At 64.9% G+C, this 25831-nt stretch carries 27 protein-coding genes, 1 tRNA gene and 1 other RNA gene; 23 read left to right on the top strand and 6 right to left on the bottom strand.

Annotated elements, in window-relative coordinates; genetic code table 11:
* The first annotated feature begins 78 nt into the window (after window positions 1–78).
* From ftsE to CH276_RS03200, 16 genes are all read left to right on the top strand, one after another.
* Window positions 79–768: a cell division ATP-binding protein FtsE gene (gene ftsE, locus CH276_RS03275; protein ID WP_027496574.1), complete on the top strand. Its 690-nt coding sequence runs from the start codon at window positions 79–81 to the stop codon at window positions 766–768.
* A 66-nt stretch (window positions 769–834) separates the two neighbouring features.
* A complete protein-coding gene (gene ftsX / locus CH276_RS03270; protein ID WP_094629868.1) occupies window positions 835–1740 on the top strand; it encodes a permease-like cell division protein FtsX in 906 nt (301 codons plus the stop codon).
* 83 nt (window positions 1741–1823) lie between these two features.
* Window positions 1824–2297, top strand: coding sequence for an SsrA-binding protein SmpB (gene smpB, locus CH276_RS03265; protein WP_032397704.1), 474 nt, complete (start codon window positions 1824–1826; stop codon window positions 2295–2297).
* 8 nt (window positions 2298–2305) lie between these two features.
* On the top strand, window positions 2306–3160 hold the full coding sequence (locus CH276_RS03260) for a DMT family transporter (RefSeq protein ID WP_094629867.1): 855 nt from the start codon (window positions 2306–2308) through the stop codon (window positions 3158–3160).
* A gap of 31 nt (window positions 3161–3191) precedes the next feature.
* Window positions 3192–4643 (top strand): SDR family NAD(P)-dependent oxidoreductase, encoded by a 1452-nt coding sequence (locus CH276_RS03255; RefSeq protein WP_254924073.1) that lies wholly within the window; start codon window positions 3192–3194, stop codon window positions 4641–4643.
* A gap of 65 nt (window positions 4644–4708) precedes the next feature.
* Window positions 4709–5079: a transfer-messenger RNA gene (gene ssrA, locus CH276_RS03250) on the top strand.
* 115 nt (window positions 5080–5194) lie between these two features.
* Entirely contained in the window at window positions 5195–5890 is a 696-nt protein-coding gene (locus CH276_RS03245; protein WP_254924072.1) for an alpha/beta hydrolase family protein, read from the top strand.
* Window positions 5869–7158, top strand: a complete 1290-nt coding sequence (locus tag CH276_RS03240; RefSeq protein ID WP_373453539.1) for an NAD(P)/FAD-dependent oxidoreductase — start codon at window positions 5869–5871, stop codon at window positions 7156–7158. Before CH276_RS03245 ends, CH276_RS03240 begins: the two co-directional genes overlap by 22 nt.
* Entirely contained in the window at window positions 7149–7928 is a 780-nt protein-coding gene (locus tag CH276_RS03235) for a DUF1365 domain-containing protein (protein WP_094629863.1), read from the top strand. Before CH276_RS03240 ends, CH276_RS03235 begins: the two co-directional genes overlap by 10 nt.
* The gene (locus CH276_RS03230; protein ID WP_176459087.1) at window positions 7925–9226 is read left to right on the top strand and encodes an SAM-dependent methyltransferase; all 1302 of its coding nucleotides are present in this window, start codon (window positions 7925–7927) and stop codon (window positions 9224–9226) included. Before CH276_RS03235 ends, CH276_RS03230 begins: the two co-directional genes overlap by 4 nt.
* Window positions 9223–10548, top strand: coding sequence for an SAM-dependent methyltransferase (locus tag CH276_RS03225; protein ID WP_094629862.1), 1326 nt, complete (start codon window positions 9223–9225; stop codon window positions 10546–10548). The genes CH276_RS03230 and CH276_RS03225 overlap by 4 nt, the downstream gene beginning before the upstream one ends.
* On the top strand, window positions 10536–11336 hold the full coding sequence (locus tag CH276_RS03220; RefSeq protein WP_094629879.1) for a DUF1295 domain-containing protein: 801 nt from the start codon (window positions 10536–10538) through the stop codon (window positions 11334–11336). Before CH276_RS03225 ends, CH276_RS03220 begins: the two co-directional genes overlap by 13 nt.
* A 71-nt stretch (window positions 11337–11407) precedes the next feature.
* Window positions 11408–13048 (top strand): phosphoglucomutase (alpha-D-glucose-1,6-bisphosphate-dependent), encoded by a 1641-nt coding sequence (gene pgm, locus CH276_RS03215; RefSeq protein WP_032397709.1) that lies wholly within the window; start codon window positions 11408–11410, stop codon window positions 13046–13048.
* Window positions 13045–14298, top strand: a complete 1254-nt coding sequence (locus CH276_RS03210) for an MFS transporter (RefSeq protein ID WP_371828391.1) — start codon at window positions 13045–13047, stop codon at window positions 14296–14298. Before pgm ends, CH276_RS03210 begins: the two co-directional genes overlap by 4 nt.
* A 10-nt stretch (window positions 14299–14308) precedes the next feature.
* Complete coding sequence (locus CH276_RS03205; RefSeq protein ID WP_254924069.1) at window positions 14309–15055, top strand: DsbA family protein; 747 nt, start codon at window positions 14309–14311, stop codon at window positions 15053–15055.
* A 127-nt stretch (window positions 15056–15182) separates the two neighbouring features.
* Window positions 15183–15255 (top strand) — tRNA-Ala (locus CH276_RS03200).
* 136 nt (window positions 15256–15391) lie between these two features.
* On the opposite strand, the gene CH276_RS03195 is transcribed toward CH276_RS03200, so the two are convergent.
* Entirely contained in the window at window positions 15392–15736 is a 345-nt protein-coding gene (locus tag CH276_RS03195) for a histone-like nucleoid-structuring protein Lsr2 (protein WP_032398327.1), read from the bottom strand.
* A 537-nt stretch (window positions 15737–16273) separates the two neighbouring features.
* On the opposite strand from CH276_RS03195, the gene CH276_RS03185 reads away from it, so the two are divergent.
* A complete protein-coding gene (locus CH276_RS03185) occupies window positions 16274–17377 on the top strand; it encodes an N-acetylmuramoyl-L-alanine amidase (RefSeq protein ID WP_094629877.1) in 1104 nt (367 codons plus the stop codon).
* Between the two features lie 11 nt (window positions 17378–17388).
* On the top strand, window positions 17389–18429 hold the full coding sequence (locus tag CH276_RS03180; RefSeq protein ID WP_094629860.1) for a CobW family GTP-binding protein: 1041 nt from the start codon (window positions 17389–17391) through the stop codon (window positions 18427–18429).
* A gap of 4 nt (window positions 18430–18433) precedes the next feature.
* Here the strand turns inward: CH276_RS03180 and CH276_RS03175 are convergent, their stop codons facing one another.
* The 3 genes from CH276_RS03175 to CH276_RS03165 are packed head-to-tail and all read right to left on the bottom strand — an operon-like array spanning window position 18434 to window position 21028.
* Window positions 18434–18847 (bottom strand): molybdenum cofactor biosynthesis protein MoaE, encoded by a 414-nt coding sequence (locus CH276_RS03175; protein WP_032397713.1) that lies wholly within the window; start codon window positions 18845–18847, stop codon window positions 18434–18436.
* On the bottom strand, window positions 18840–19841 hold the full coding sequence (gene moaCB, locus CH276_RS03170) for a bifunctional molybdenum cofactor biosynthesis protein MoaC/MoaB (RefSeq protein ID WP_094629876.1): 1002 nt from the start codon (window positions 19839–19841) through the stop codon (window positions 18840–18842). Before moaCB ends, CH276_RS03175 begins: the two co-directional genes overlap by 8 nt.
* A complete protein-coding gene (locus tag CH276_RS03165) occupies window positions 19838–21028 on the bottom strand; it encodes a molybdopterin molybdotransferase MoeA (RefSeq protein WP_094629859.1) in 1191 nt (396 codons plus the stop codon). Before CH276_RS03165 ends, moaCB begins: the two co-directional genes overlap by 4 nt.
* A 177-nt stretch (window positions 21029–21205) precedes the next feature.
* Between CH276_RS03165 and moaA the strand changes: the two genes are divergently transcribed.
* Both moaA and CH276_RS03155 read left to right on the top strand, forming a co-directional pair.
* On the top strand, window positions 21206–22264 hold the full coding sequence (gene moaA / locus CH276_RS03160; protein WP_045199932.1) for a GTP 3',8-cyclase MoaA: 1059 nt from the start codon (window positions 21206–21208) through the stop codon (window positions 22262–22264).
* Window positions 22257–22511, top strand: a complete 255-nt coding sequence (locus CH276_RS03155) for a MoaD/ThiS family protein (protein ID WP_094629858.1) — start codon at window positions 22257–22259, stop codon at window positions 22509–22511. The genes moaA and CH276_RS03155 overlap by 8 nt, the downstream gene beginning before the upstream one ends.
* Window positions 22512–22558: 47 nt before the next feature.
* Here CH276_RS03155 and nadE read toward each other — a convergent pair whose 3' ends face one another.
* The gene (gene nadE / locus CH276_RS03150) at window positions 22559–23404 is read right to left on the bottom strand and encodes an ammonia-dependent NAD(+) synthetase (RefSeq protein WP_032397717.1); all 846 of its coding nucleotides are present in this window, start codon (window positions 23402–23404) and stop codon (window positions 22559–22561) included.
* 61 nt (window positions 23405–23465) lie between these two features.
* On the opposite strand from nadE, the gene CH276_RS03145 reads away from it, so the two are divergent.
* Entirely contained in the window at window positions 23466–24248 is a 783-nt protein-coding gene (locus tag CH276_RS03145) for a fructosamine kinase family protein (RefSeq protein WP_032397718.1), read from the top strand.
* 9 nt (window positions 24249–24257) lie between these two features.
* On the opposite strand, the gene CH276_RS03140 is transcribed toward CH276_RS03145, so the two are convergent.
* Window positions 24258–24857: a TetR/AcrR family transcriptional regulator gene (locus tag CH276_RS03140; RefSeq protein WP_032397719.1), complete on the bottom strand. Its 600-nt coding sequence runs from the start codon at window positions 24855–24857 to the stop codon at window positions 24258–24260.
* A 104-nt stretch (window positions 24858–24961) separates the two neighbouring features.
* On the opposite strand from CH276_RS03140, the gene CH276_RS03135 reads away from it, so the two are divergent.
* Entirely contained in the window at window positions 24962–25528 is a 567-nt protein-coding gene (locus CH276_RS03135) for an NAD(P)H-dependent oxidoreductase (protein WP_045195685.1), read from the top strand.
* Between the two features lie 43 nt (window positions 25529–25571).
* Window positions 25572–25694 (top strand): type B 50S ribosomal protein L36, encoded by a 123-nt coding sequence (ykgO, locus tag CH276_RS03130; RefSeq protein ID WP_032397721.1) that lies wholly within the window; start codon window positions 25572–25574, stop codon window positions 25692–25694.
* Window positions 25695–25831 lie beyond the last annotated feature (137 nt).

Here is a 25831-nt window from a genome sequence, read left to right as displayed (position 1 = left end):
TTACCGTCTCTCGGGACTCGCCGCGGTGCTCCCTCGGTTCCGGCGGTTACCGGACGGTAAGGACTACACTGGCGACCCGTGATCAGCACCTCGAATGTCTCCAAGTCTTACAAGACCTCCACCAGGCCTGCCCTGGACAAGGTGACGGTCTCCATCGACAAGGGTGAGTTCGTGTTCCTGATCGGTCCGTCCGGTTCGGGCAAATCGACGTTCATGCGGCTGCTCCTCAAGGAGGAGACGCCCACCTCCGGCGACATCCACGTCGCCGATTTCCACGTCAACCGACTGGCGGCCCGACGCGTCCCCCGGCTGCGGCAGAGCATGGGCTGCGTGTTCCAGGACTTCCGCCTATTGCAGCAGAAGACGGTGGTGGAGAACGTGGCGTTCGCTCTCGAAGTGATCGGCAAGCCGCGCTCGATGATCAAGCGCACCGTTCCCGAAGTTCTCGACCTGGTGGGACTCGGCGGTAAGTCGGATCGTCTGCCCAACGAGTTGTCCGGTGGAGAACAGCAGCGGGTGGCGATCGCTCGCGCGTTCGTCAATCGTCCACTCGTGCTGCTCGCGGACGAGCCGACCGGAAACCTCGATCCGGACACCAGCCAGGACATCATGCTGCTGCTCGAGCGCATCAACCGCACCGGAACCACGGTGCTGATGGCCACCCACGACAACCACATCGTCGACTCGATGCGCCGACGCGTCGTCGAACTCGACAACGGACGAGTCGTTCGTGACGAAGCCCGCGGGGTCTACGGCGTCGGTCGCTGACGCCGCCGCCGACTCAGGACCGCACAGACGTCACGACCGAACGAATCGAAGGGCTCGGATTCCGCGATGCGCGCAAGTTTCATCTTCAGCGAGGTCCTCACCGGACTTCGCCGCAACATCACCATGACGATCGCCATGATCTTGACGACCGCAATTTCTCTCGGCCTGTTCGGCGGTGGCCTGCTCGTGGTCCAGATGGCGGGGAAGACTCAGCAGATCTTCCTCGATCGGGTGGAGGTGCAGATCTTCCTCACCGACGACATCTCGGCGAGCGACGCCGATTGTGCGCAGGAGACCTGTGCCACCCTGCGATCGGATCTCGAGAACACTCCGTCGGTGGTCTCGGTGCAGTACCTCAATCGTGAGGATGCGGTGAAGGACGCCACCGAACGCGTGTTCAAGGATCAGCCGGAGTTGGCCGAACTGGTCAGTGCCGACAGCTTTCCCGCGTCGTTCAAGGTGCGTCTGAGCGATCCCGAACGGTTCGGGGTCATCAACGACAACTTCGAGAATCGACCGGGCGTACAGAGCGTTCTCAATCAGCGCGATCTCGTCGAGCGTCTGTTCAGTGTGCTCAACGGCGTGCGCAACGCGGCTTTCGCCATCGCCACGGTGCAGGCGATCGCGGCAATCCTGTTGATCGCCAACATGGTTCAGATCGCTGCGTTCACCAGGCGAACCGAGGTGGGCATCATGCGGTTGGTCGGTGCCACTCGGTGGTACACGCAGTTGCCCTTCCTCCTGGAGGCGGTGGTGGCGGCGTTGATCGGCTCGGCGCTCGCGATCGCCGGCCTGTTCACCGCGAAGAACATGTTCATCGACGACGTTCTGTCGGATGTGTATCAGGCCAACATTCTGGCCCGAATATCGAACAGTGACGTTCTGCTCGTCTCGCCGTTCCTCGCGCTGGTGGGAGTGGGAATGGCTGCGGTGACGGCGTACATCACGCTGCGGTTGTACGTGCGCGAATAAATTCGGTTGCCGTTCGGTTCTATGCTGGAGCGGTTGCCCGTGGAACCGATCCACGCGGCGCATGCTCGAGAAAGGGCCCTGCAGTGAGAGAGAAGGGCCGCAAGGCCATCGCGACCAATCGCAAGGCGCGGCACAACTACTCCATACTCGACGTCCTCGAGGCCGGAGTCGCCCTCGTCGGTACCGAGGTCAAGAGTCTGCGCGACGGTAAGGCCTCACTGGTCGACGCCTTCGCGACCGTCGACGACGGTGAAATCTGGCTGCGCGGGCTGCACATCGCCGAATACACGCTCGGGAGCTGGACCAACCACGCGCCGCGGCGAAACCGCAAACTGCTCCTTCATCGCCGCGAGATCGATCGCCTGGCAAGCAAGGTCAAAGAGGGAAACCTGACGCTGGTGCCGTTGTCGATGTATTTCTCCGACGGCAAGGTCAAGGTCGAGCTGGCACTGGCCAAGGGCAAGCAGGACTACGACAAGAGACAGTCGCTGGCCAAGCGCACCGCCGAACGCGAGGTCACTCGCGAGCTCGGTCGTCGCGTGAAGGGAATGCGCTGACCGCTGTACTGCTCGCCCTGGTAGCCGCCGTCGGCTACGGAGTGAGCGATTTCGTCGGCGGAGTCGCATCCCGCCGAGTCGCCGCCCTCCGGGTGGTCATCGTGTCGTACCCCCTGTCGCTGTTGATCGTGCTGCTCGTCGCACCGTTCGTCGGCGGCACGATCGAGCTCCCGGCGATGCTCTGGGGGCTGGCATCGGGCGTCGCCGGTGGCGTTGCGGTGTGGTGGTTCTACCTGGCCCTCGCTGCCGGGCCGATGGCCGTGGTCTCACCGGTCACCGCCGTCCTGGTCGCCGGGATCCCGGTCCTGGTGGGGCTGTCCATGGGTGAGCGTCCCGGAATCATCGCGTTCGTCGGTATCGCCGTAGCACTGGTGGCCGTGGTGCTGGTGAGCAGAGAATCCCCGGACGAGGTGACCGGCGAGGTGGCCGGCGGACGCGAGATGAAGTTCACCCGAACGGTCGCCTGGTTGACGGTCGGTTCGGGGGTGACGTTCGCTTTCGCGTTCATCTTTCTGCACCGGATCGGCGACGGCAGCGGGCTGTGGCCGCTGGCGGCATCGCGCGCGTCCGCGACCGCGGTGGTCTGGATCGTGGCCCTCGCTTCCGGCCACTTCGCACCGCCGCACGGCAGCGTGCTCAAACTGGCGGCCTTCGTCAGCGTGCTCGACGTGGTCGCCAACGCGGCGATGATCTACGCCTATCAGGGTGGTCTGCTCTCCTTGGTCAGTGTCATCGCGTCGCTGTATCCGGCGGCGACGGTACTGCTGGCGATGGTGATGCTCGGCGAGCGAGTGGGAATGTTGCAGAAGATCGGAATGGCGTTGGCGCTCGGTGCGATCGCGATGATCGCGCTCTCTGGTTGAACCGCACCGCCCGGGGGTAATGACTCCGGTTATGACAGCTTTCGACTCTGCCTCCGACACCGCCGCGCCCGAGAAGTCGCCGCGCGTCCTCGTCACCGGTGCCACGGGATATCTGGGCGGTCGGCTGGCCCCGCGACTGCTCGACGAGGGGTACACGGTCCGCGTGCTGGCACGCACGCCCGCCAAGCTCGACTCCGTGCCGTGGGCGACCGATGTCGAGATCGTGCAGGGCGATCTGAGCGATCGGGAATCGTTGAAGGAAGCGCTCAGCGGAGTCGACGTCATGTACTACCTGGTGCACTCGATGGGCACCGCAGGGCACTCGGATTTCGCCGACACCGAACGCGACAGCGCCGAGAACGTCGCGGCCGTGGCGGCGGAATGCGGTGTGGGGCGCATCGTCTACCTCGGCGGGTTGCATCCGCCGACCGGTGAACTCTCGCCGCACCTGAAGTCGCGTGCCGAGGTGGGACGCATTCTTATCGACTCGGGAGTCCCGACGATCGTTCTGCAGGCCGGTGTCGTGATCGGATCCGGCTCGGCGTCGTTCGAGATGATCCGGCACCTCACCAATCGGCTTCCGGTGATGACCACACCGCGGTGGGTACACAATCGCATCCAGCCCATCGCTGTGCGGGACGTGTTGCACTACCTGATCGGGGCCGCGAGTGCGCCCATCACCGAATCCAGGACGTTCGACATCGGCGGTCCCGATGTCATGCAGTACGGCGAGATGATGAACATCTATGCCGACGTTGCGGGTCTGCGGCAGCGTCGGATCATCGTGCTCCCGGTGTTGACTCCGCGACTGGCCGGCCACTGGATCGGGCTGGTGACTCCCATTCCGCGCGGGCTGGCGATGCCGCTCATCGAATCACTGCAATACGACGCCATCGGTCACGAGATGGACATCGATGCCGTGGTCCCGCGCCCGGAGGACGGCCTGACCGGCTACCGCGATTCCGTGAGATTGGCGCTGCGCAAGATCGACGACGGGGAGGTGGAGACTCGGTGGACAGATGCCACCGGTACCGCGGCACCGTCGGATCCGTTGCCTTCGGATCCGACCTGGGCAGGCGAGGTCGTCTACACCGACACCCGGGTCGCCCGCAGTGCAGCGCAGTCGACCGCGATCAGGCCTGCACTCGAACGATTGGCCGATGCCGACGTTCTCACCGGCTGGCATCGCGACGTCACCGGACCCGACGCATCCGCGTCGGGCACCGAGCACACCACGCGGCTCAAGTCCTCCACACGACTTCCCGGCGAGGCCTGGCTGGACCTGACGGTCGGGGGAACTGCGAAGCAGCCGACGATCGAGCAGCGGTTGGTGTTCTTCCCTCGTGGACTGGCCGGCCGAGCGGTCTGGTACGCCTCGCTGCCCGTACGCCTGGTGATGGCCCGTCGGATGCTGCGCACGGTGGTGCAACGAGTCGACGCCGACGCTGCCTCGAATTCTGCGGATCGCCGAGTCGGCCGTTAATGGAATGAATGTGTCCGGGGGAGGCGTTACACTGAACAGCCCGGACACGGTGTTCGGGAACATACGGGGCTGAACGGTTTCGACTTTGTATGTTGAGTCAGGGGAAGCGTGTCGGTGCAGGCGAGAGACCACCGTAAGCGTCATCGCAACCTTATAAGCGCCGATTCCAATCAGCGCGACTACGCACTCGCTGCCTAAGTAGCGACTGCGTGTCTGTCAGTCCGGGCTTGCCCTCGGCCCGGGTACTGGCATCAGCTAGAGGGCTCACCGATTCATCCGGCCGCGGGATGATGAGGAACATCAAACAGTGGCTGGGATCGTCATCCTGACTTGTTCGCGAGATCGGGAGATCCAAGTAGAGGCATAGCGGACTGCACACGGAGAAGCCCTGGCAATGCAGCAGAGGACCCGGGTTCGATTCCCGGCAGCTCCACCGACGAAGACCGGGCCGAGAGACACTCTCGGTCCGGTCTTCTTCTTTGTCGGCCAGGTCACAATCGACTCGGTCGAACTCATCCAACCCGAAGCGACCGCGGTGTCGAATAGTGGTCATGAGCAACGAGCCCACTCCAGTTCTGCATACCGGCAGACCGGTGCGCGCGCCGTCACTGGTCGTGCTGGTCCTCGGCGGCGGGAAAGACGTGAGTCGGGCCCGCAGTCGGCCGTGGCACCTGGCCGGTCTGCGCATGTGGACGTTCACCTGGATGCTTCGGCGCGTCGGCCGTACACGCGGCATATCGGTGCAGCAGTTGCAGTACCGGTTCCGGGGCTGGAACGCGCCCGAACGGTCTCCGGTCGAGGATGCCCGATGGGCGCTGAACCGAATTCACGACGAGTACCCGGACGTTCACGTGGTGGTCGTCGGCCATTCGATGGGTGGCCGCACCGCCGCTGCACTGGTCGACGATCCTTCCATCCCGGGAGTGGAGCCTGCAGGAACGACCCAGAAGATCGTGGGTGTCGTGGCCCTGGCTCCGTGGTGGCCGGAGGGCACGGAGGTCGATGCGTTCGAACCGGGTAGGAAGCTGCTCGTGATGCACGGAACTGCCGACAGGTGGACCGATCCTCGAACGTCCCGCCGGGCGACCGAACGTGCGGCGGCGCGCGGGGTGGACGCTCGCTACCTCTCGGTGCCGGGTGGGCATTTCATGCTGCGCAATCCGCGGGTCTGGTCCAGGGCAACGCGCGACTTCGTTCTCGGTATCGCTGCCGATGCGCCGGCCGACTGCATGGGCAGGCAATCGTGACGCGGCGCCGGGTCGCGGTGGTGGGGAGCGGTGTTGCCGGTCTGACGGCGGCGTACGCGCTCTCGTCGACGTCGTCGGTGACGTTGTACGAGGCGGACTCCCGTCTCGGCGGCCATGCGGACACCCACTACGTGGACGGACCCGATGGCCGCGTCGGCGTCGACACCGGGTTCATCGTGCACAACGACCGGACGTATCCGACGCTGCTTCGACTGTTCGACGAGCTCGAGGTGCCTACTCAGGATTCGGACATGAGCATGTCCGTGCGGTGCGACGGGTGCGGCCTCGAATACTCGGGCGGCCAGGGCATGCGCGGAATCCTCGCGCAACGCACAGCGGTGTTCAAGCCGCGATTCGTCTCGATGCTGCTCGACGTCAAGCGTTTTCATCGCCTGGCCAACGAACTGCTGGACAGTTCCGAACCGGTGGAGTCCGAGACGACTCTCGCGCAGTTTCTCGCAGAGCACTCGTTCTCGGCGTACTTCGAAGCACACTTCATGACGCCGCTGGTGTCCGCGGTGTGGTCGTGCAATCCGGACACTGCTCTCGCGTACCCGGCTCGCTACCTGTTCACCTTCCTTCGGCACCACGGGATGCTCACCGTCACCGGCTCTCCCACCTGGCGCACCGTCACCGGTGGATCCATCGAATACGTTCGGCGGGTTGCTCGGCACATCGACGAGGTGTTGCTCGATACCCCCGTGCACGCGGTCTACAGGTCCGAGGACTGCGTGCAGATCCGAGACGCCCGCGACGACCTGCGTACGTTCGACGCGGCCGTGATCGCGGTACACCCCGGTGCCGCGCTGAAGATGCTCGCAGAACCGACTGCGCTCGAGCACAGCATCCTGGGAGCGATGCCGTACTCGACCAATCACACGCAACTGCACACAGATTCGTCGGTACTGCCGAAGAACACGAGGGCGCGAGCGTCGTGGAACTATCACCTCCCGTCGTGCGCGGCCAAACCCGATCGGGTGCTGGTCAGCTACGACCTGACCAGGTTGCAACGCCTGGGGGAGACCGATCGCAGAATGCTGGTCACCCTCGGTGGAGCGGATCGTATCGACCCGGGTCGGGTGCTGGACGAGATGACCTACGAACACCCGCAGTACACCCCGGAATCGGTTGCAGCGCAGCGTCGACTTCCCGAATTGGACACCGACACCGTGGCATTCGCCGGTGCCTACCATGGCTGGGGATTTCACGAGGACGGTGCGCTCTCGGGTGCGCGGGCCGCGCAACGGGTGGGTGCCACGTGGCTCTGACGTCTCTTCTGCCGGCCACCCGCGCGCACGGGGCGGCTCTGTATCGCACTCGAATCGACCACGTTCGGCGCGCGCCGGTTCGAAACACGTTCTCGTACCGGAGCTACAGCTGGTTCGTCGACCTCGACGCGCTTCCCGAGTTGCCCCGGATACTGCGACCACTGGCCTCGTTCGACTCCCGTGACCACCTCGGTGACCCCGACGCCACTCTTCGCCAGAACGTCGATGCGTTCCTGGCGGAGAACGGTATCGATCTCGGCGGCGGACGGATCACGATGTTGGCGAGCGCACGGGTGTTCGGTCACACCTTCAACCCACTGAGTGTGTACTGGTGTCACGACAACGACGGAGAGCTCCGCTGCGTCGTCGCGGAGGTGCACAACACCTACGGCGAGCGATACCGGTACCTGGTGCACACCGATCATCGCGGCGCGGCCCGTACGACCAAGGAGTTCTACGTCTCTCCGTTCAACGACGTCGACGGCGAATACTCCATGCTGCTACCCGAGCCGGACGCCGCGCTTCGGCTCTCGATCGTCCTCGAACGCGCCGGTCAGCCCCCGTTCGTGGCGACCGTCGACGGCCGTCGACGAGAAGTGACGACGCAGTCGATTCTTCGCACTGCAGTCGAGATCCCGATTGCGCCGCTACGAGTGGTGGTACAGATCCGATGGCAAGGGATTCGGCTCTGGGCGCGGGGGCTGAAGATCGTGCAGAAACCTGCCCCTCCCGGGGCACGAAAATCCCAGAAGCAAGGGGCCAACAGATGACTACTGTGTCGAAATCCAATTCGGTGTCGAACCCGGTCGGTGGTCCGAGCCCGCTGGTCGATCCGCAGGTCTGGCCCCAGATCGCCCATGTTCCCGGTGGTGCAAAGGTTGCGGTGGCCGCACCCGTGGCCGACTTTCTCTTTCGCCGTGCGGTGGCACGCCTGCAGGTTCGGGTCGCGATGCCCGACGGCGAGGTGATCGGTGCCGGTTCGGCCGAGGCACCGTTGATGACCGTCCATCGGCCACACGACTTCGCCGCACGGGTCGGGGACAGCGGACTCATCGGATTCGGTGAGGCATACATGGCCGGTGACTGGGATGCCGAGGACCTCACTGCTGTGCTCGAGGTCTTCGCCCGGCGAATGGCGTCGCTGATTCCCAAGTCGCTGCAGCGACTCCGAGGGCTGTACATCCCGAAACCCCCACGGAGCGAGCGTAATACGACCAAGAACACGCGATCGAACATCTCGCGCCACTACGACTTGTCGAACGATCTCTTCGAGCTCTTCCTCGACGAGACGATGACCTACTCGAGTGCGTTGTTCGCCGAATCGGGGAGCGGAGACGACAGTGCGGAGCTCGCCGACGCTCAGCGCCGCAAGATCGATCGGCTACTCGACCGCGCAGGCGTCGGAGAGGGAACCAGAGTGCTCGAGATCGGCACCGGATGGGGCGAGCTGGCCATTCGTGCGGCCGCTCGTGGTGCGACGGTACGGTCGGTGACACTGTCGACCGAACAGCAGGAGCTGGCGCGTAAGCGCTGTGCCGCTGCCGGTTACGCGGACAGAATCCGGATCGATCTTCTCGACTACCGCTTGGTCGACGGCGAGTACGACGCGATCGTGTCGGTCGAGATGATCGAGGCCGTCGGGCATCAGTACTGGGCAACGTATTTCGAGACCATCGACTCGTTGCTCGCGCCGGGTGGGCGAGTTGCCCTGCAGGCCATCACGATGCCGCACGACCGAATGCTGGCTACTCGAAACACGTACACCTGGGTACACAAGTACATCTTTCCCGGCGGGTTCCTGCCGTCGGTGCGAGCCATCGAAGAGGTCACCGAGCAGAGCACCTCGCTTCGGGTACGGGAGCGACTGTCCATGGGTGATCACTATGCGCGAACCCTCGCGCTGTGGGACAGGCGTTTCCGCGAATACCGCAGCGAGGCAGAGCAGCTCGGTTTCGACGAGGTGTTCGCACGGATGTGGCACTTCTACCTGTGCTACTCGGAGGCCGGATTTAGATCCGGGTACCTCGATGTTCAACAGATCGTGCTCGACCGAAGGGACAACCGATGACCACCTCGACACTCTCCGTGGACCGGACCGATCGACGAGTCGGTGTTGCGCATCGAATTGCCGAGTTGGTGGAACCCCTGGTGGGTGGTCCACTTCCCGTTCGGCTGCAGGCGTGGGACGGATCCGTCGCAGGCGATGCCTCGGCACCGAGGGTGCTGTTGCGCAGTCCGAGCGCTCTTCGGCGATTGCTGTGGAGCCCCGGTGAACTCGGTGCTGCGCAGGCATACGTCACCGGCGAGTTGGACGTCGACGGCGATCTCGCCGCGGCTCTCGATCACGTCTGGGGTGTGGTGCGTGAGCGTCGACTCTCGGCGATCCGTCCGGGGCCGGCCTCGCTACTACGGTTGGCGAAACTGGCCAAGGATCTCGGGGTGTTCGGCCGTCCGCTGGCGCCGCCCGTGTCGCAGGCCTCGGTGAAGGGGCGGCTGCACTCGGTGCTCCGCGACCGCGCTGCGATCAGCCACCACTACGACCTGTCGAACGACTTCTACGAGTTGGTCCTCGATTCGCACATGGCGTACTCGTCGGCGTACTGGACCTCCGATTCACCGGATTACACCCTCGACGACGCTCAGCGCGACAAACTCGACCTCGTATGTCGAAAGATCGGCCTCGACAAGCGCGTAGGGCAACGCTTTCTCGACGTCGGTTGCGGCTGGGGATCCCTGAGCCTGCACGCGGCACAGGAGTACGGGGCGAAGGTCGTCGGAGTGACGATCTCCCGCGAGCAGAAGGCCTTCATCGACAAGCGCATCGCCGACCGAGGACTGCAGGACCGCGTCGAGATCCGAATCCAGGATTATCGAGAGATTCCGGACGGGCCCTTCGACGCGGTGGCGTCGATCGAGATGGGTGAGCATGTGGGGGAGGCCAATTACCCGACCTACACCGCCGCCCTGCATACCAACGTCAAGCCCGGCGGCCGCGTGCTGATCCAACAAATGTCGCGCAGGGAAGGCGACAACCCCGGCGGCGGAGCATTCATCGAATCGTTCATCGCGCCGGACATGTACATGCGCCCGGTCGGGCGGACCGTCGCGATGCTCGAGGAGGCCGGACTGGAGGTGCGCGACGTCCACGCCCTCCGGGAGCATTACGTGCGGACCGTCGACGTCTGGACCGAGCGCTTCGAGGCACGCTTCGACGACGTGGTGGCGATGGTCGGGGAGGAGGTCGCTCGCGTGTGGCGGCTGTACCTGATCGGCGGTGGAATGGCGTTCCGGGACAACAGGATGGGCGTCGATCAGATTCTGGCGGTCCGGTCCGGGAGCGGACCGTCCGAGATGGAACCGGTTCGACCGGTGTGGGTGTGCCCGCGGTGAACTGGTCCGACTTCCTGACCGTATCGCTGGCGAGCCTCGGCGGTACCGCTGTCCTGATGATCGTCACCGCCCTCATCGGCGCGCGTATCGGACGCCACAACGTCGTGGACGTGACGTGGGGCGGCGGATTCGTTCTGATCGCCCTGATCTCGGCTGCGACCGGAACAGGTGAACTGTGGCGTCGCTTACTACTGCTCGTCCTGGTCGGTGTGTGGGGGCTTCGCCTTGCCGTGCACGTCTTTCGACGCTCGCGCGGGCACGGCGAAGATCCGCGCTACACCGAGATGCTCGCCAAGGCCCCCGGTAACGAAACCCTGTACGCCCTGCGGAAGATCTACCTGACGCAGGCGGTTGCATTGTGGTTCGTGTCCCTGCCGCTGCAGGTATCCGCTGTCGCACACGGATCCGTTCTGCCGGTCGTCGTGCTCGGAGTACTGGTCTGGATTCTCGGATGGACGTTCGAGGCAGTGGGCGATGCGCAGTTGAAAGCCTTCAAGGCCGACTCCTCGAACAAGGGCCGGATCATGGACCGGGGTCTGTGGGCCTGGACGCGGCACCCCAACTACTTCGGCGACTCGGCGGTCTGGTGGGGACTGTTCCTCGTCTCGGCGTCGGCGTGGCCCGGGGTGTTCACGCTTCTCTCGCCCATCGCGATGACGTACTTCCTGGTGTTCGCCACCGGTGCACGGTTGCTCGAGCGCAGCATGGAGAAGCGACCGGGGTATCGCGAATACCAGCAGCGAACGAGCTATTTCCTCCCGCGGCCACCGAAGCAGCACAGCAAGTAGCTCACGGGTGCGGGGGCGGCGCTAGGGTTGGTCGAGAAGTTCGGTTTCGTCGATCAACGAGGAGGCGCATCGTGGCGCACGAGAGAGCTGGAACCACTGCACTGCCGGAGGATCTGGTGGATCTTTCGCAGCTCGTGACCGCGTACTACTCGCGGGTTCCCGATGTGTCGGAACCGAGTCAGCAGGTGGTGTTCGGCACCTCCGGACATCGAGGGTCCAGTCTGGACTCGGCGTTCAACGAGGCGCACATCGTGGCGACGACGCAGGCGATCGTGGAGTACCGGTCCGCACAGGGCATCACCGGCCCGCTGTTCATCGGTCGGGACACTCACGCTCTGTCCGAACCCGCCTGGACGACGGCGTTGGAAGTGTTGGCTGCCAACGGTGTCGACGTACTGGTCGATTCGGGCGATCGGTACACGCCCACCCCCGCCGTCAGCCACGCAATTCTTCGCCACAACGAGTCCGGACCGTCGGCGAAGGCCGACGGCATCGTGGTGACTCCCTCGCACAATCCGCCGCGGGACGGCGGATTCAAGTACAACCCTCCGCACGGTGGTCCGGCCGACAGTGATGCCACATCGGTCATTGCCGCTCGCGCCAACGAGCTTCTGCGCGATGGCATTTCGGGCATCAAGCGGGTGACCCTGGCCCAGGCGTTCGCGGGGAGCGTCTCTCGCTACGACTTCCTCGGCACCTACGTGGACGACCTACCGAACGTGCTCGATCTCGACGCGATCCGCGCGGCCGGAGTGCGTATCGGAGCAGATCCGTTGGGTGGAGCGAGTGTCGATTACTGGGATGCCATCGCCGAGCGGCACAATCTCGACCTGACCGTGGTGAACCCGTTGGTGGACGGCACATTCCGTTTCATGACTCTCGATACCGACGGCAAGATCAGGATGGACTGCTCGTCGCCGAACGCGATGGCCTCGCTCATCGCTGCCCGCGATCGGTTCGACATCTCGACGGGCAACGATGCCGACTCCGATCGACACGGCATCGTCACTCCCGACGGTGGCCTGCTCAACCCCAATCACTTTCTCGCCGTCGCCATCGACTACCTGTTCACCCACCGACCCGATTGGTCGCCCACGGCGGCAGTGGGCAAGACGTTGGTGAGCTCGTCGATGATCGACCGGGTCGTCTCGGGTCTCGGCCGTCGTCTGCTCGAGGTGCCGGTCGGTTTCAAATGGTTCGTCCCCGGTCTGCTCGCAGGCGAGCTCGGATTCGGCGGTGAGGAGAGCGCCGGAGCGTCGTTCCTCCGACACAACGGCCGCGTCTGGACCACCGACAAGGACGGAATCGTGCTGGCTTTGCTGGCATCCGAGATCACCGCTGTCACCGGATCCACGCCGTCGCAGCGCTACGCCGAGTTCACCGCGAAGTTCGGCGATCCGACGTATGCCCGCGTCGATGCACCTGCCACCCGCGAGCAGAAGGCCGTTCTCGCCGAGCTGTCGCCCGATCAGATCACCGCCACCGAGCTGGCGGGCGAACCGATCACGGCAACGCTGACCGAGGCTCCCGGCAACGGAGCGGCCCTCGGTGGCCTGAAAGTGACGACGGAGAGCGCCTGGTTCGCTGCGCGCCCGTCCGGAACCGAGGACGTGTACAAGATCTACGCGGAGTCGTTCCAGGGCGAGGACCATCTGGCCCGGGTTCAAGCCGCCGCACGTGAGCTGGTGTCCTCCGCACTCGAGAGCTCGTGACCGACTCACCTCCATCCGACCACGACAGTTCGGCTCCCGAGCCCGCATTCAGACCCGGAGGCAAGCTCCCACCGGAGATCTGGGTACTGGTATCGGCGGCGTTCGTCATCGCGCTCGGATTCGGTATCGTCGCGCCCGCTCTGCCGCAGTTCGCCCGGGAATTCGGCGTCGGATACACGGCGGCGTCGGCGGTCATCAGTGCGTTCGCTCTCATGCGGTTGCTGTTCGCGCCCGCCAGTGGTGCTCTGGTGCAGCGGCTCGGCGAGCGGCCCGTGTACCTGATCGGACTGCTCATCGTTGCGGTGTCCACCGGCGCCTGCGCGCTGGCTCAGACGTACTGGCAGCTGTTGGTGTTTCGAGGACTCGGCGGCATCGGCTCGACGATGTTCTCGGTGTCGGCACTGGGATTGCTGATCAGGATCAGCCCTGCGACCAGTCGGGGCCGCATCTCCGGCCTCTATGCGACCGCGTTCCTACTGGGAACCATCGGCGGTCCGCTCGTCGGCGGCGCTCTCGTCGGATTCGGGCTGCGGGTGCCGTTCGTGATCTATGCCGTAGCGCTCGTGATCGCGGCGGCCGTCGTGTACTTCACCCTGGGCAACTCCGACCTCGTCAAGCCGGAGAAGGGTTCGGCACCACCCACGATGTCGTTGCTCGCCGCGCTGCGGATCCCGTCGTATCGGGCTGCGTTGGCGTCGAATTTCGCCAACGGGTGGGCAGTGTTCGGTGTTCGAGTGGCCTTGGTGCCGTTGTTCGTCGTCGAGGCGATGCAGCGATCCGAGGTGTTCGTCGGTATCGCGCTGACCGTGTTCGCAGTGGGAAATGCCCTGGTGCTCACCAGTGCAGGCCGCCTGTCCGACGTGCGCGGACGCAAGCCGTTCATGGTGGGTGGGCTGGCGGTGTGCGGGCTGGGAACCGTCGTGATGGGGTACGTCCACGATCCCGTGCTGTTTCTCGTGGTGTCGCTGATCGCCGGAATCGGATCGGGTCTGATGAGCCCCGCCCAGCAGGCCTCGGTTGCGGACGTGATCGGCTCGAAGGCGCGCGGTGGGCCCGTGCTGGCTGCATTCCAGATGGCATCCGATGTCGGCGCGGTCATCGGCCCGATCGTCGCCGGGATGATCGTCGAACAGGTCTCGTTCGGTCCGGCATTCGCCGTGACGGGCGCGCTGCTTCTCCTGGCAGGACTGTGGTGGTCGCGAGTTCCGGACACGCTCGGGCGCGAGCGCACCCGACCGACGCAACCGTAGTATTCGCTGTGTGAGCCAGAAGAAGACATCCAGTACGAAACACACACCCGAGGCAACCTCGAACACGATGACCTACGTATTGGGCGGCATCGCATTCGTCGTAGTTGTGGTCGTCATCGGGGTGGCGATCATGTGGCAGAGCGGAAGCGACGCTCCACGCAACGACGGCTACGGAACGGTCAAGAATCCGGCGGTCGAATTGTCGTTGCCGGGTGACGGGGTGGTTCAGCTGTCGCGTCCGGAAGCGCAGCGAGTCATCGATGTCTTCGAGGATCCGATGTGCCCGTTCTGCGGCGACCTCGAAGTGAAACACGGCCAGGAGTTGGCTCAGAAAATCGACGACGGCGTCGTCTCGGTGAATTACCACCTGGTCAATTTCCTGGATCCACAATCGGCGTCCGGTGACTATTCGACGCGTGCCGTTGCGGCGTCGCACTGCGTGGCAGCGACGGAGAACGCGCGGGTCTACTCCGCATTTCATGCCGGGCTGTTCGACCCGGAATTTCGCCCCGAAGAAGGCAGCGACTCCGACCGGACCGATGCCGAACTCGCAGAACTCGCTCGATCCGCAGGAGCGAGCGATCTGGCGACGGACTGCATCTCCGCCGGTGCGCAGCGCGAGACGGCAGTGGCGGATGCGAACACAGGACGGGATGCGCTGGCGGCGTCGGGTGCCCGCGGAACACCAGGAGTCCTCGTCGACGGTCAGGTTGTCGATGCGCTCGGTGACTCGGAATGGCTGGCGTCGATCAACTGATCTCGGGGCGTTCGTGCGGCCGGTCGTCGAGGATTCGGTACCGGCTGCACCAGGTGATTTGTTGCTGCTGCGACCGATGGTGTAACTTCGTTCGAGCAACCGCATGAGCGGGAGCACGCAGTAACTCGGGGCTATGGCGCAGCTGGTAGCGCACCACACTGGCAGTGTGGGGGTCAGGGGTTCGAGTCCCCTTAGCTCCACCGAGAGACAAGCTCGACCGCGTAAGTCAACGAAAAAGCGTCGCCCTAGGGCGACGCTTTTCGTGTTTCGGTGACACCGACCGCCGAGTCGGCATCCGGGCGGTCGTGCCGGGATGCCGACTCGGCTGTCGTCAGCTCAGTGCGCGGCGTCGAATGCTTGCTCGACCTCGGCGGGGATTCTGCCGCGGGCCGAGATGTTGTGGCCGTTCGCCTTGGCCCATTCTCTGATGGCCTTGGTCTGATTGGCGTCGCGCTTGGCACCGGTTGCGGGGGCGCTCGACTTCTTCGTTCGCTTTCCACCGACCTTGGTGGAGTGCTCGATGTAATAGTCGAGTTTGCGGTGAAATTCCTTCGCGTTCTTGTCGCTCAGGTCGATTTCGTAGCTGACTCCGTTGACCGAATAGGTTATGTGTTCGCCACCGGATTCGATCGGTTTTTCGTCGATGTCATCGACAAGTTGCACATAGACTTTTCTGGCCATGCTGAAGCTCTCCAATGATGCAGGGGATGATGCGGGGATGTCCAGATCGAACTGATGCGACTATACGGCTGAACATTGTGTTCATCCATGCGGGTCGTGGGATTGTTACGCGTTTCGCAGAATTCCCACAGATATCGGCTCGCCTCTTCTCCGAAACCGACGAGGTGATTGTCCGTGGCATTCTCTCGGCGATCGGTGTTCGTCGTTATCCGAGAGAAAGACGAACCGTCCGGTTCGAATTGGTAGTGCCATCCATTGGGTCGGTTCGAGTGCGATCGAGCGACGATGTGCCGGTACCACTCTGGATCGGTGGCCTCGGGCTACGAATCGGTCACGAAACGCAATCGTTTTACTAACGAAAGATCACTCGATACTCGTCGATCGCGATATCTGCTTCACTTGATGCGCAAGTGTCTGTTGTGACGTGTGGAGTCCCGTGATGCGGTGACCCGTTCGGATCAGCGGTGTCCGAGGGGCCGAAAGGGGAGTTGCGCAGCGAGTACCACCGTTGCGCCAGACCATATGAAATCTGCACCGATGACCAGGTCGGCACTGACGGCGCTGATGTGCGCCGGAATTCTCGGTGCCGGGGTACTCGCGTCCGTACCGGCCAGTGCGACGCCGGCAGACACGGCACCTGCCGCGAGTACGGAACTGTCCGGAAAGACGGTGTTCCTCGATCCGGGCCACCAGGGCACCGCACATTCGGAGAATCTGCAGCGGCAGGTGAACGACGGGCGGGGCGGCACCAAGGATTGTCAGACCACCGGCATGACCACCCTGGAGGGCGTGCCCGAGCACACCATCAACTGGAAAGTGAGCGAACTCGTTCGATCGAGCCTGGAGAGCCTGGGTGCGACGGTGAAGACGAGTCGAGCAGACGACACCGGATGGGGCGGATGCGTCGACGACAGGGCGCGGGCGGCCAGCGAGTCCGGGGCCGACGTGGCCGTGAGTATCCACGCGGACTCCACGAGTACGACGACCGATGCCGACAAGCACGGCTTCCATCTGATCGTGCCCACGCTGCCGATTCCGAACGCGGCTGCCGACGCTGCCCAGTCCGAGGGCGGACGCTCGGCATCGACGCTGATGCGGGACTCCTATGTGCGGGCCGGATTCGAGCCTGCCAACTACGCGGGAGTCGAGAACGGGATACAGGAGCGATCCGATGTCGCCGGGCCTGCACTGACCACGGTGCCCCTCGTGTTCGTCGAGATGGGCAACGGATCGAACCCCGACGACGCAGCTCTTCTCGAGAGCTCGGACGGTCAGCTGAAGCATGCGATCGCCATCTCGACGGGAATCATCGACTACCTTCTCGGGGCCGAAACCCCGTCCCCGTCAGCAAGTGCCGCCACCACGCCGGCGTCTGCCGCCACCACGCCGGCGGCTACCGCCACCACGACGCCCGCGACCCCTGACCCGACTGCGACGACCGGCACCGCCGCAACGGCACCCGGCGGCGTTGGCCCCACGGCCGAGGGACGCAGCGCGTTGTCCCGGTTGCTCGAGAGTGTGTCCCCGTACGTCGACTCGTTCGGCGTCGACGGCCTGGAAGGACTGGCGACCCCGGGCAACGTGAGCGCTGTGTCCACGTTCGCGCAAGGCCTGCTGAAGCAGATTCTCGCCGACCGGTAGTCTCGGACGCCGTGGCGCGTCGACGAATTCCGGTGGTGATAGTGGCCGGCTTTCTCGGCGCAGGTAAGACCACCCTCCTGAACCACCTGCTGCGCAACGATTCCGGCATCCGAATAGGTGTTGTGGTCAACGACTTCGGGGCGATCAACATCGATTCGATGCTCGTGGCCGGCCAGGTCGATTCGATGGTCTCCCTCGGCAACGGCTGTATCTGTTGCGCCGTCGACATCAGCGATATGGACGCGATGTTCGATGTCCTCGCACACCGCCGGTCCGCCATCGACGTGATCGTGGTCGAGGCCAGCGGTCTGGCCGAACCCAGAAACCTCGTCAGGATGGTCCGCGGTAGCGAGAACGAATTCATCGTCTACGGCGGGCTCGTCGGGGTCGTCGACGCGGTCGAGTTCCCGCAGACGCGTGCGCGGCATCCCGAGATCGACCAGCACCTGCAACTGGCCGATCTGGTGGTGCTGAACAAGTCCGATGCGGTGACCGAGTCCGAACGCTCCGCGGTGCGCTCGACGGTGCAGGCCGTCGTCGCAGATGTGCCCGTCGTACCCGTTGCCTTCGGTCGCGTCGACCCGCTGCTGCTGTTCGATCGGCGCGAGGATCGGTCGGTGGATTCGGCAATGGCGGTGCAGCTGTCGTTCGACGAACTACTGCGGGAGAATCACGATCACGACCACGATCGTCACCTGCACGCGCAGTACTCGCACACCGAGTTCGTCAGTACGGATCCCGTCGAACCCCGGCGACTGATCGAGTTCCTGGAGAATCCTTCCGGAAACCTCTACCGCATCAAGGGATTCGTACACTTCGGCATCGCCGGCCACACCCAGAAGTTCGTCGTGCACACGGTGGGTCGACACATTCGATTCGAGGCCGCGTCGTGGTCGAGGGGTGAGCCCGTGCAGACCTCACTGGTGCTGATCGGTAGCGATCTCGATGCCTCGGCCGTCGAGCAGCGGTTGCGCGCGTGTGTGCGAGGACCGGACGACCCCGACGACGCCTCTGCCATGCTTCCGGTCCATCGCTACCTCGAGACCGGTTAGCTCGCTAGAGCCCGACCCACTCGGTGCGTCCGCCCTCGAATCCCTGACGCTTCCAGATCGGGACCTCGGCCTTGATGCGCTCGACGAGTCTCGCGCAGGCTTCGAATGCCTCGGCGCGATGAGCCGAGCCGACGGCGGCGACGAGTGCGAGGTCGCCGACCCGGAGATCGCCGACGCGGTGCACTGCGGCGACCGCCAATCCGGTCTCTGCCGATACCTCCGAGCAGCATCGGCTCAGGAAGCGTTCCGCGTCGGGGTGTGCGCGGTATTCCAGGGTCTCCACGGCATGTCCGCCGTCGTGGTCACGAACGATTCCGCTGAACAGCACGACCGCTCCGTGTCGCGAATCCTGTACCGCTGCTTCGACTTCGGCGGTACTCAACGGTTCACTGGAAATTCGTGCGACGAGTTCACTCATCGTGGGGGCCTCCTCCGGCGATCTGTGCCAGTACATGGTCGAGGAGCGGGTCGAGGACGGAGAGTCCGTCCTTCACACCGCCCGGTGAGCCCGGCAGGTTGACGACGAGCGTGCGTCCGATCAGACCCGAGACACCGCGGCTGAGCACCGCATGAGGCGTCGCGGATGTTCCGCGGGTGCGGATCGCATCGGCGATCCCCGGCATGTCGATGTCCAGGAGTGCCGCCGTCGCCTCCGGGGTCGCGTCGGTGGGGGACACCCCGGTTCCGCCCGTGCTGACGATCAACGACGGTTCGCCGCGCAGGGCGTCGTGCAGTCCGGCCGCGATGTCGGCATCGGCGTAGACCAGTGGGCCTCGCACGGCGAAGCCTCGATCGGTCAACCAGGTGGCGATGGCGGGGCCGGTGGTGTCCGGTCGAGTTCCGCGCGCGCCGCCGGTGGAGGCCACCAGAACCACTGCGGACCGTGCGGACTCGAACACGGGATCACCCGCAGCCTCGTCGGCGCCCTCTGCACCGTCCCGTTGCCAATGCCCGTGTTTGCCGCCGTCTTTCGTGAGCAACCGGACGCCGTTCATGGTGGCACCGGGATCGACGGCCTTGACCATGTCGTGCAGGGTCAGGCCCGCGACGGCGACCGCGGTCAGTGCTTCCATCTCCACCCCGGTGCGTCCGGTGGTGCGGGCGGTGGCCTCGACCGTGATGGACGACTCGGTGAACCCGAAGGAGATCTTCACCGAGGAGAGGGCGAGCTGATGACACAGCGGAATCAGGTCCGATGTCCGCTTCGCTGCCGAGATGCCGGCGATGCGGGCGGTGGCGAGGACGTCGGCTTTGGGCATGTCGTCCGCGCGTACGAGGGCGATGACATCGGCAGTGGTGACGAACTCACCGGCGGCGACGGCCGTGCGCGAGGTTTCCTTCTTGTGCGCCACATCGACCATGCGGGCGCGGCCCTGATCGTCGAGATGAGACAGCTGGGCATCGGTGGTCACAGCGGCCACACCTCCACGTCGGATCCTGCAGCGAGTTCGGTTGTCTCGGAATCGATGTCGATCAACACATCGGCCCATGCCAGTGCGGCGACCAGGTGCGAGCCGGGGCCGGCGACGAGCTCCACCCGACCGTCCTCGCGCATTCGGCCTCGGAGCAACTGTCGTCTACCGGGCGGTGACACGATCGATTCGTGCAGGGCCGCAGTGGTCGAGAGCACCGGAGGCAGGCCGGCCGCTCGCCGAACGATGTTGCGCGCGAACATGATGTACGAGACGACGGTACTGACGGGATTGCCGGGAAAACTGAGCACGGGAACACCGTCGAACAGCGTCATGCCCTGCGGTCCGCCCGGCTGCATGCGAACCGATCCGAAATTGCCGCCGAGCGGTCGGAGCACGTCCTTGACCACTTCGAAGTCGCCCATCGACACTCCGCCGGACGTGATGATCAGCTCCGCCGATTCCGCTGCCGCGTCGAGGATCTCGCGGAAGCGGCTCGGCTCGTCCGAGCTGCGCGCGACGGAGACCACCTCGGCACCGCTGGCGCGTAGGTGTGCGGCGAGGGTGATCCCGTTCGAGTCGTAGATCTGACCGGGCGTCAGCGTCGAGCCGGCGTCGACCAGCTCGGCACCGGTGGTCACGACGGCCACACGAGGACGTGAGCGGACCTCGAGCTCACCGAAGCCGACGGCAGCGAGAACGGAGATGTGGCGGGGTTCGAGCACTCGACCCGACTCGACGAGGACTGTTCCGACCCGCACGTCGCTTCCCTGTTCGCGTACGAATTCACCTGCTGCGCGGCTCTTGTGGATCGTCACCGAACCTTCCGCCGCCACGGAGGTGTCTTCGACGGGGACGATGGCGTCCGCTCCGTCCGGAATGGGGGCACCGGTCATGATCTTGGCGGCACTGCCCGAGGCGAGCACTGCCGATTCCGTCGGGCCTGCGGCGATGATCGTCGAGACCGGAAGCGTCACCGGGGTGGTGGACACGGATCGCGAATCCACGGCGTAGCCGTCCATCTGCGAGTTGCGGAACAGGGGCAGATCGACCGGGGACCGTACGTCCTCGAACGAGACGCGTCCCAGCGCGTTGTCGAGAGCAATTCGCTGAGCTGTTCTCGTGGTCAGCGCCGCGAGCAGAGTGTCGACCGCGGCGGCGTGTTCCTCGACCGATACAGCGGTCACCGTGCGGATCCAGTGATCGCGTGCGTGTGCTCAACCGTCATGGGTGCCAATCCTAAGCACGTCGGTCCGTCGACTCGGTGTGGGCTGCGGCATAATGGGTAGACACATCTACGACAGACGTGATTTTCGACGGAGACGAGGTACGAGGTGACGGTGGACAGTGTCACCTCGCTGGGCATTCCCGGGTTCGGTACCACCACGGGTTCGGCTGCAGGCAGTGCGAACTCCGTGTCCGACCGGCCGGACGTGCCGCATCTGATCGATCGTTTCGGCCGAGTGGCCCGCGACCTGCGCGTCTCGATCACCGAGAAGTGCTCGTTGCGCTGCACCTACTGCATGCCCGAGGAAGGCCTTCCGGCGATCCCGGCTGCGGCGCTGCTGACACCCGCCGAGATTGCCCGAGTGGTCTCGGTGTCGGTACGCCTGCTCGGTATTCGGGACGTGCGCTTCACCGGAGGCGAGCCGTTGATGCGCCGCGATCTCGACGAGATTCTGCGGCTGTGCGCCGACGTCGCGGACGGTGTGCCGCTGTCGATGACCACCAACGCCGTCGGTCTCGAACATCGGGCACAGTCGTTGGCGGACGCCGGGTTGACCCGAGTGAACGTCTCTTTGGATTCGGTCGACCGCGAGGATTTCGCGCGCTTGACCCGACGAGATCGGCTGCCGTCGGTGCTCGCCGGAATCAGGGCAGCGCAGCGTGCCGGGATCGGGCCGGTCAAGGTCAACGCCGTTCTGATGCGCGACACCCTGTCGGGTGCCGTCGATCTGCTGCGCTGGTGCCTCGACGAAGGCGTTGCTCTGCGCTTCATCGAGCAGATGCCGCTCGACGCCGACCACGAGTGGGCCCGCGCGAACATGATCGATGCCCAGACCCTGCTCGACGAACTGTCCACCGAGTTCGACCTGCGTGAGGTTGGGCGCGTCGATCCCTCCGCCCCGGCCGAGGAATGGAGTGTGGACGGTACCGACGCCACCGTCGGCATCATCGCGTCGGTGACCCGCTCGTTCTGCGGTGATTGCGACCGCACCAGAGTGACTGCAGAGGGAACGATTCGGTCCTGTCTGTTCAGCGACGACGAAACCGATCTGCGGGCAGCTCTGCGCGGCGGTGCCACCGACGACGAACTGGCAGCCGTGTGGCGTGGGGCGATGTGGAACAAGTGGGCGGGTCACGGCATCGACGCCGACGGCTTCGTACCTCCCACCCGCAGCATGGGAGCCATCGGTGGGTGAGACCCAGGTGGAGGTGCGGTACTTCGCTGCAGCGGTCGACGCGTCGCACTGCGAGTCCGAGTACCTGACCGTGCCGATCGGAGCCACTCTCGCAGATCTGCGGGAGCTGATCCTGTCCCGGCACGGCGCGCCGATGGAGCCGATACTCAGGGTGTCGGCTTTCCTGGTCGGAGACAATCTCACCCGCGATCTCGGGCGCGTGATCGGCGGCAGGGTCGACGTACTGCCGCCCTTCGCAGGCGGCTGAGCGCACGCGGTTCGCCGCGCCGCCACCGGCAGGTGGCGGCGCAGGATTCAGCTGCTCCTCTTCCACCAATCGTCGAACGGCGTCACGGGCACCGTGCGTTTGTGCCGAGTTGCGAGGAACATCGTCTCCAGCTTGTCGGCGATCTCCTCGGTGACGTCCTTGCCCTCGAGGTAGTCGTCGATCTGTTCGTACGTCACGCCCAGCGCTTCCTCGTCGGGTAGCGCGGGTCGATCGTCTTCGAGATCGGCGGTGGGAATCTTGCGCCAGGTGCTCTCCGGGGCTCCCAATTCGCGCAACAGCGCTGCACCCTGACGTTTGCTCAACCCGGTGAGCGGAGTCAGATCGACCCCGCCGTCACCGAATTTGGTGAAGAACCCGGTGATCGCCTCGGCGGCGTGGTCGGTGCCGACGACGACGTAACCGAGTTCGCCGGCAAGGGCGTACTGCGCGACCATGCGCTGGCGCGCCTTGATGTTGCCGCGGACGAAATCTCGAATTTCGGTACCACCGAGTGCCTCCGCCGTCGCGGCCGCTGCGGCGTCGGCAGCGGCTTTGATGTTCACCGTCACCGTGCGGTCGGGATCGATGAATTTCAGCGCGATCGATGCGTCGTCCTCGTCGGCCTGCACGCCGTAGGGGAGTCGAACGGCGACGAACTCGGCCTCGTGTCCGTCGGCTCGGAGCTCCGTCGCTGCCTGTTGGGCGAGCTTGCCGGTGAGCGTGCTGTCCTGACCGCCACTGATGCCGAGTACGAAGCCCGAGGCCGGGGTCGACGTCAGGTAGTCCTTCAGGAAGTCCACGCGCCTGCGGACCTCCGTGATCGGGTCGATGGTCGACTGCACGGCCAGCTCGCGCATGATCCCCGAGCGCAATTCCGAGTTGATGTGTCCCATCACGTCATCCTAATGACGGGTGCCGGTGTGGTGCTTCGCGCCGTGCGTAGTGTCGACGGACGTGAGTGGATCCTCCGACACCTTCGTCAAGCGAAACCCGCACGCGCATCCCGATTTCTTCGCGGCCGAGGCCGCCGGGCTTCGGTGGCTCGGCGACGCGGCGGCCCCTGTCGTCGGAGTCCTCGGGCATGGCCGGACGTACATCGAACTCGAGCGGCTGATTGCGGCCCGCCCCACGCCGGGCGCAGCCGAACGATTCGGCCGCGCTCTGGCCGCGATGCATTCCGCCGGAGCCGCCGGATTCGGTGCGCCACCGGTGGATGCCGACGGCGTCGCCTTCTCGGGTCAGCTGTTCATCGGTGCTCGGCCCATGACCAGCACAGTGCACACCTCATGGGGAGCGTTCTACGCCGCAGAACGAGTGTTGCCGTTTCTTTCGATCGCGCAGGACGCGGGCACTGTGACGCCCGGGGAGGCGGCGATCGTCGAGTCGGCGTGCCGACGTATCGCCGACGGCGACTTCGACGATGCAGAGCCGCCGAGCCGTATTCACGGTGATCTCTGGAACGGCAACGTGTTCTGGACCGACGCGGGAGTGGTGCTCATCGACCCGGCGGCGCACGGTGGGCACCGCGAGACCGATCTGGCGATGTTGGCGCTGTTCGGTTGCGCCCACCTCGACGCCGTCGTCGGCGGCTACGAGACGGTACGGCCGCTGCGATCCGGGTGGCGCGAGCGCACGGCTGTGCATCAGCTGCATCCACTCGCAGTTCATGCTGCCGGTCACGGCCGTTCCTACGGCACGGCGCTGCACGCGGCGGCTGCGGCCGTCGTCGGGCTGTGAGCGAGGGATCTACCGAGTGCGAGTTGCTCGGCGTACCAGATCTTCCCAGCCGTCGGCCAGGCGATCCATCGGCATCCCCAGATCTCGGTACTGGTGGAGTACCAGCGTGGCTTCGAGTGGTGTGAGCAGCCAGTACGCGAGCAATTCGAGATCCCCGTCCACCTCGGCTGCGCGGAGCAGCGACAGGACGTGGGTGAAGTTGACCATGTGCGCCGGGGCGGAGTACCGCGCGTCGTCGGCGCTCTCCGCGGCGCGCAGCACTTCCCCCTGGACGTTGACGAATTCGAGTCGAGCTCGGCCGAAGGCGACGAGACGATCGATGGGGTCGGCACCCGGACCCAGCGGGGGTTCGCCGAACATGAACGAGTGCTGCAGTTTCTTCTCGGTGTGGTCGAGCAGCGCGCGCATCAGCCCGGCCCGGTTCCCGAAGCGACGGAACACTGTGCCCTTGCCCACTCCGGCCTTGCTCGCCACGGCGTCCATGGTGATGGCATCGGCTCCGACGGTCGCCACCAGATCGGTTGCGGCGTCGAGGAGCAGGCGACGGTTGCGCGCTGCGTCGCACCGTTCGGATTCCTCGCCCGCTATGGGCAGCATCGGGCCGGTCACAGTGGAAGCCTACCTTGCCGGGAACATAAATGGACCACGGTCCGTTTGCATGGTAGAAATTGATCCGACGATCACGTCAACCGAACTTGCGAAGGAATAACCTCATGTCAGACGCTCATGTACTCGTTCTCGTCGGAAGCCTGCGCGCCGAGTCGGTGAACAAGCGAATCGCCGAGACTGCTGTCACAGTGGCTCCCGCCGGTGCCGAAGTAGTGGTGTACGACGGTCTCGGAGACGTCCCGTTCTACAACGAGGACATCGATGTCGAGGGATCGGCACCTGCAGCCGCGCTCGCTCTGCGGGCCGCTGCCGAGAAGGCTACGGCGTTGTTGTTGGTCACGCCCGAATACAACGGCACCATCCCGGCCGTGCTGAAGAACGCCATCGACTGGCTCTCGCGCCCGTACGGTGCGGGTGCCATGGTGGGCAAGCCGGTCGTCGTGATCAGCGCGTCGCCCAGCGGCAACGGAGCCAAGTGGGCGCACGAGGACACCAGCAAGGCCGTACGCATCGCAGGCGGAACCGTCCTCGAGGACGTCCAGCTCTCCATCGGTGGAACCATCGACAAGTTCGGCTCGGCCCACCCGCGCGAGAACGTCGAGGTCTCCGGCGAGATCGGGCACGTCGTCGCCGAACTGGTGAAGGCCGCCGACGATCTCGTGAGTGCGTGACCCTGTCACGGTTTCGATAATCGTTTTCATGTAGACTGGTTGCATGAAGGTGAGAAACTCGGTGAAATCGCTCAAGAACAAGCCCGGCGCACAGGTCGTTCGGCGCCGTGGCACGGTGTTCGTGATCAACAAGAAAGAGCCGCGGTTCAAAGCGCGCCAGCGTTGACGATCGCGTGATCGACCGCGAAGGACCCTCGGAGACATGGCGGGTTCTAACGATCCCCGCAACACCCTCGATTTGAGGGAGTTGCGGGGATCGTGGCATGTGCTGGGTTGAAGGTGCGGTTTTTCGAGGCGTTGGAC

The organism is Rhodococcus sp. 06-470-2, from assembly GCF_002258235.1.
In the GTDB taxonomy this organism is placed as follows: domain Bacteria; phylum Actinomycetota; class Actinomycetes; order Mycobacteriales; family Mycobacteriaceae; genus Rhodococcoides.
The sequence above is the reverse complement of the archived record's forward strand: the minus strand, read 5'-3'. Positions and strand labels throughout refer to the sequence as shown.

Coding starts and splice junctions, on each gene's coding strand:
- ftsX (WP_094629868.1), top strand. CDS start 835: ATGCGCGCAAGTTTCATCTTCAGCGAGGTCCTCACCGGACTTCGCCGC.
- CH276_RS03255 (WP_254924073.1), top strand. CDS start 3,192: ATGACAGCTTTCGACTCTGCCTCCGACACCGCCGCGCCCGAGAAGTCG.
- CH276_RS03245 (WP_254924072.1), top strand. CDS start 5,195: ATGAGCAACGAGCCCACTCCAGTTCTGCATACCGGCAGACCGGTGCGC.
- CH276_RS03230 (WP_176459087.1), top strand. CDS start 7,925: ATGACTACTGTGTCGAAATCCAATTCGGTGTCGAACCCGGTCGGTGGT.
- CH276_RS03225 (WP_094629862.1), top strand. CDS start 9,223: ATGACCACCTCGACACTCTCCGTGGACCGGACCGATCGACGAGTCGGT.
- CH276_RS03195 (WP_032398327.1), bottom strand. CDS start 15,736: ATGGCCAGAAAAGTCTATGTGCAACTTGTCGATGACATCGACGAAAAA.
- CH276_RS03185 (WP_094629877.1), top strand. CDS start 16,274: ATGACCAGGTCGGCACTGACGGCGCTGATGTGCGCCGGAATTCTCGGT.
- CH276_RS03175 (WP_032397713.1), bottom strand. CDS start 18,847: ATGAGTGAACTCGTCGCACGAATTTCCAGTGAACCGTTGAGTACCGCC.
- nadE (WP_032397717.1), bottom strand. CDS start 23,404: ATGGGACACATCAACTCGGAATTGCGCTCGGGGATCATGCGCGAGCTG.
- CH276_RS03135 (WP_045195685.1), top strand. CDS start 24,962: ATGTCAGACGCTCATGTACTCGTTCTCGTCGGAAGCCTGCGCGCCGAG.
- ykgO (WP_032397721.1), top strand. CDS start 25,572: ATGAAGGTGAGAAACTCGGTGAAATCGCTCAAGAACAAGCCCGGCGCA.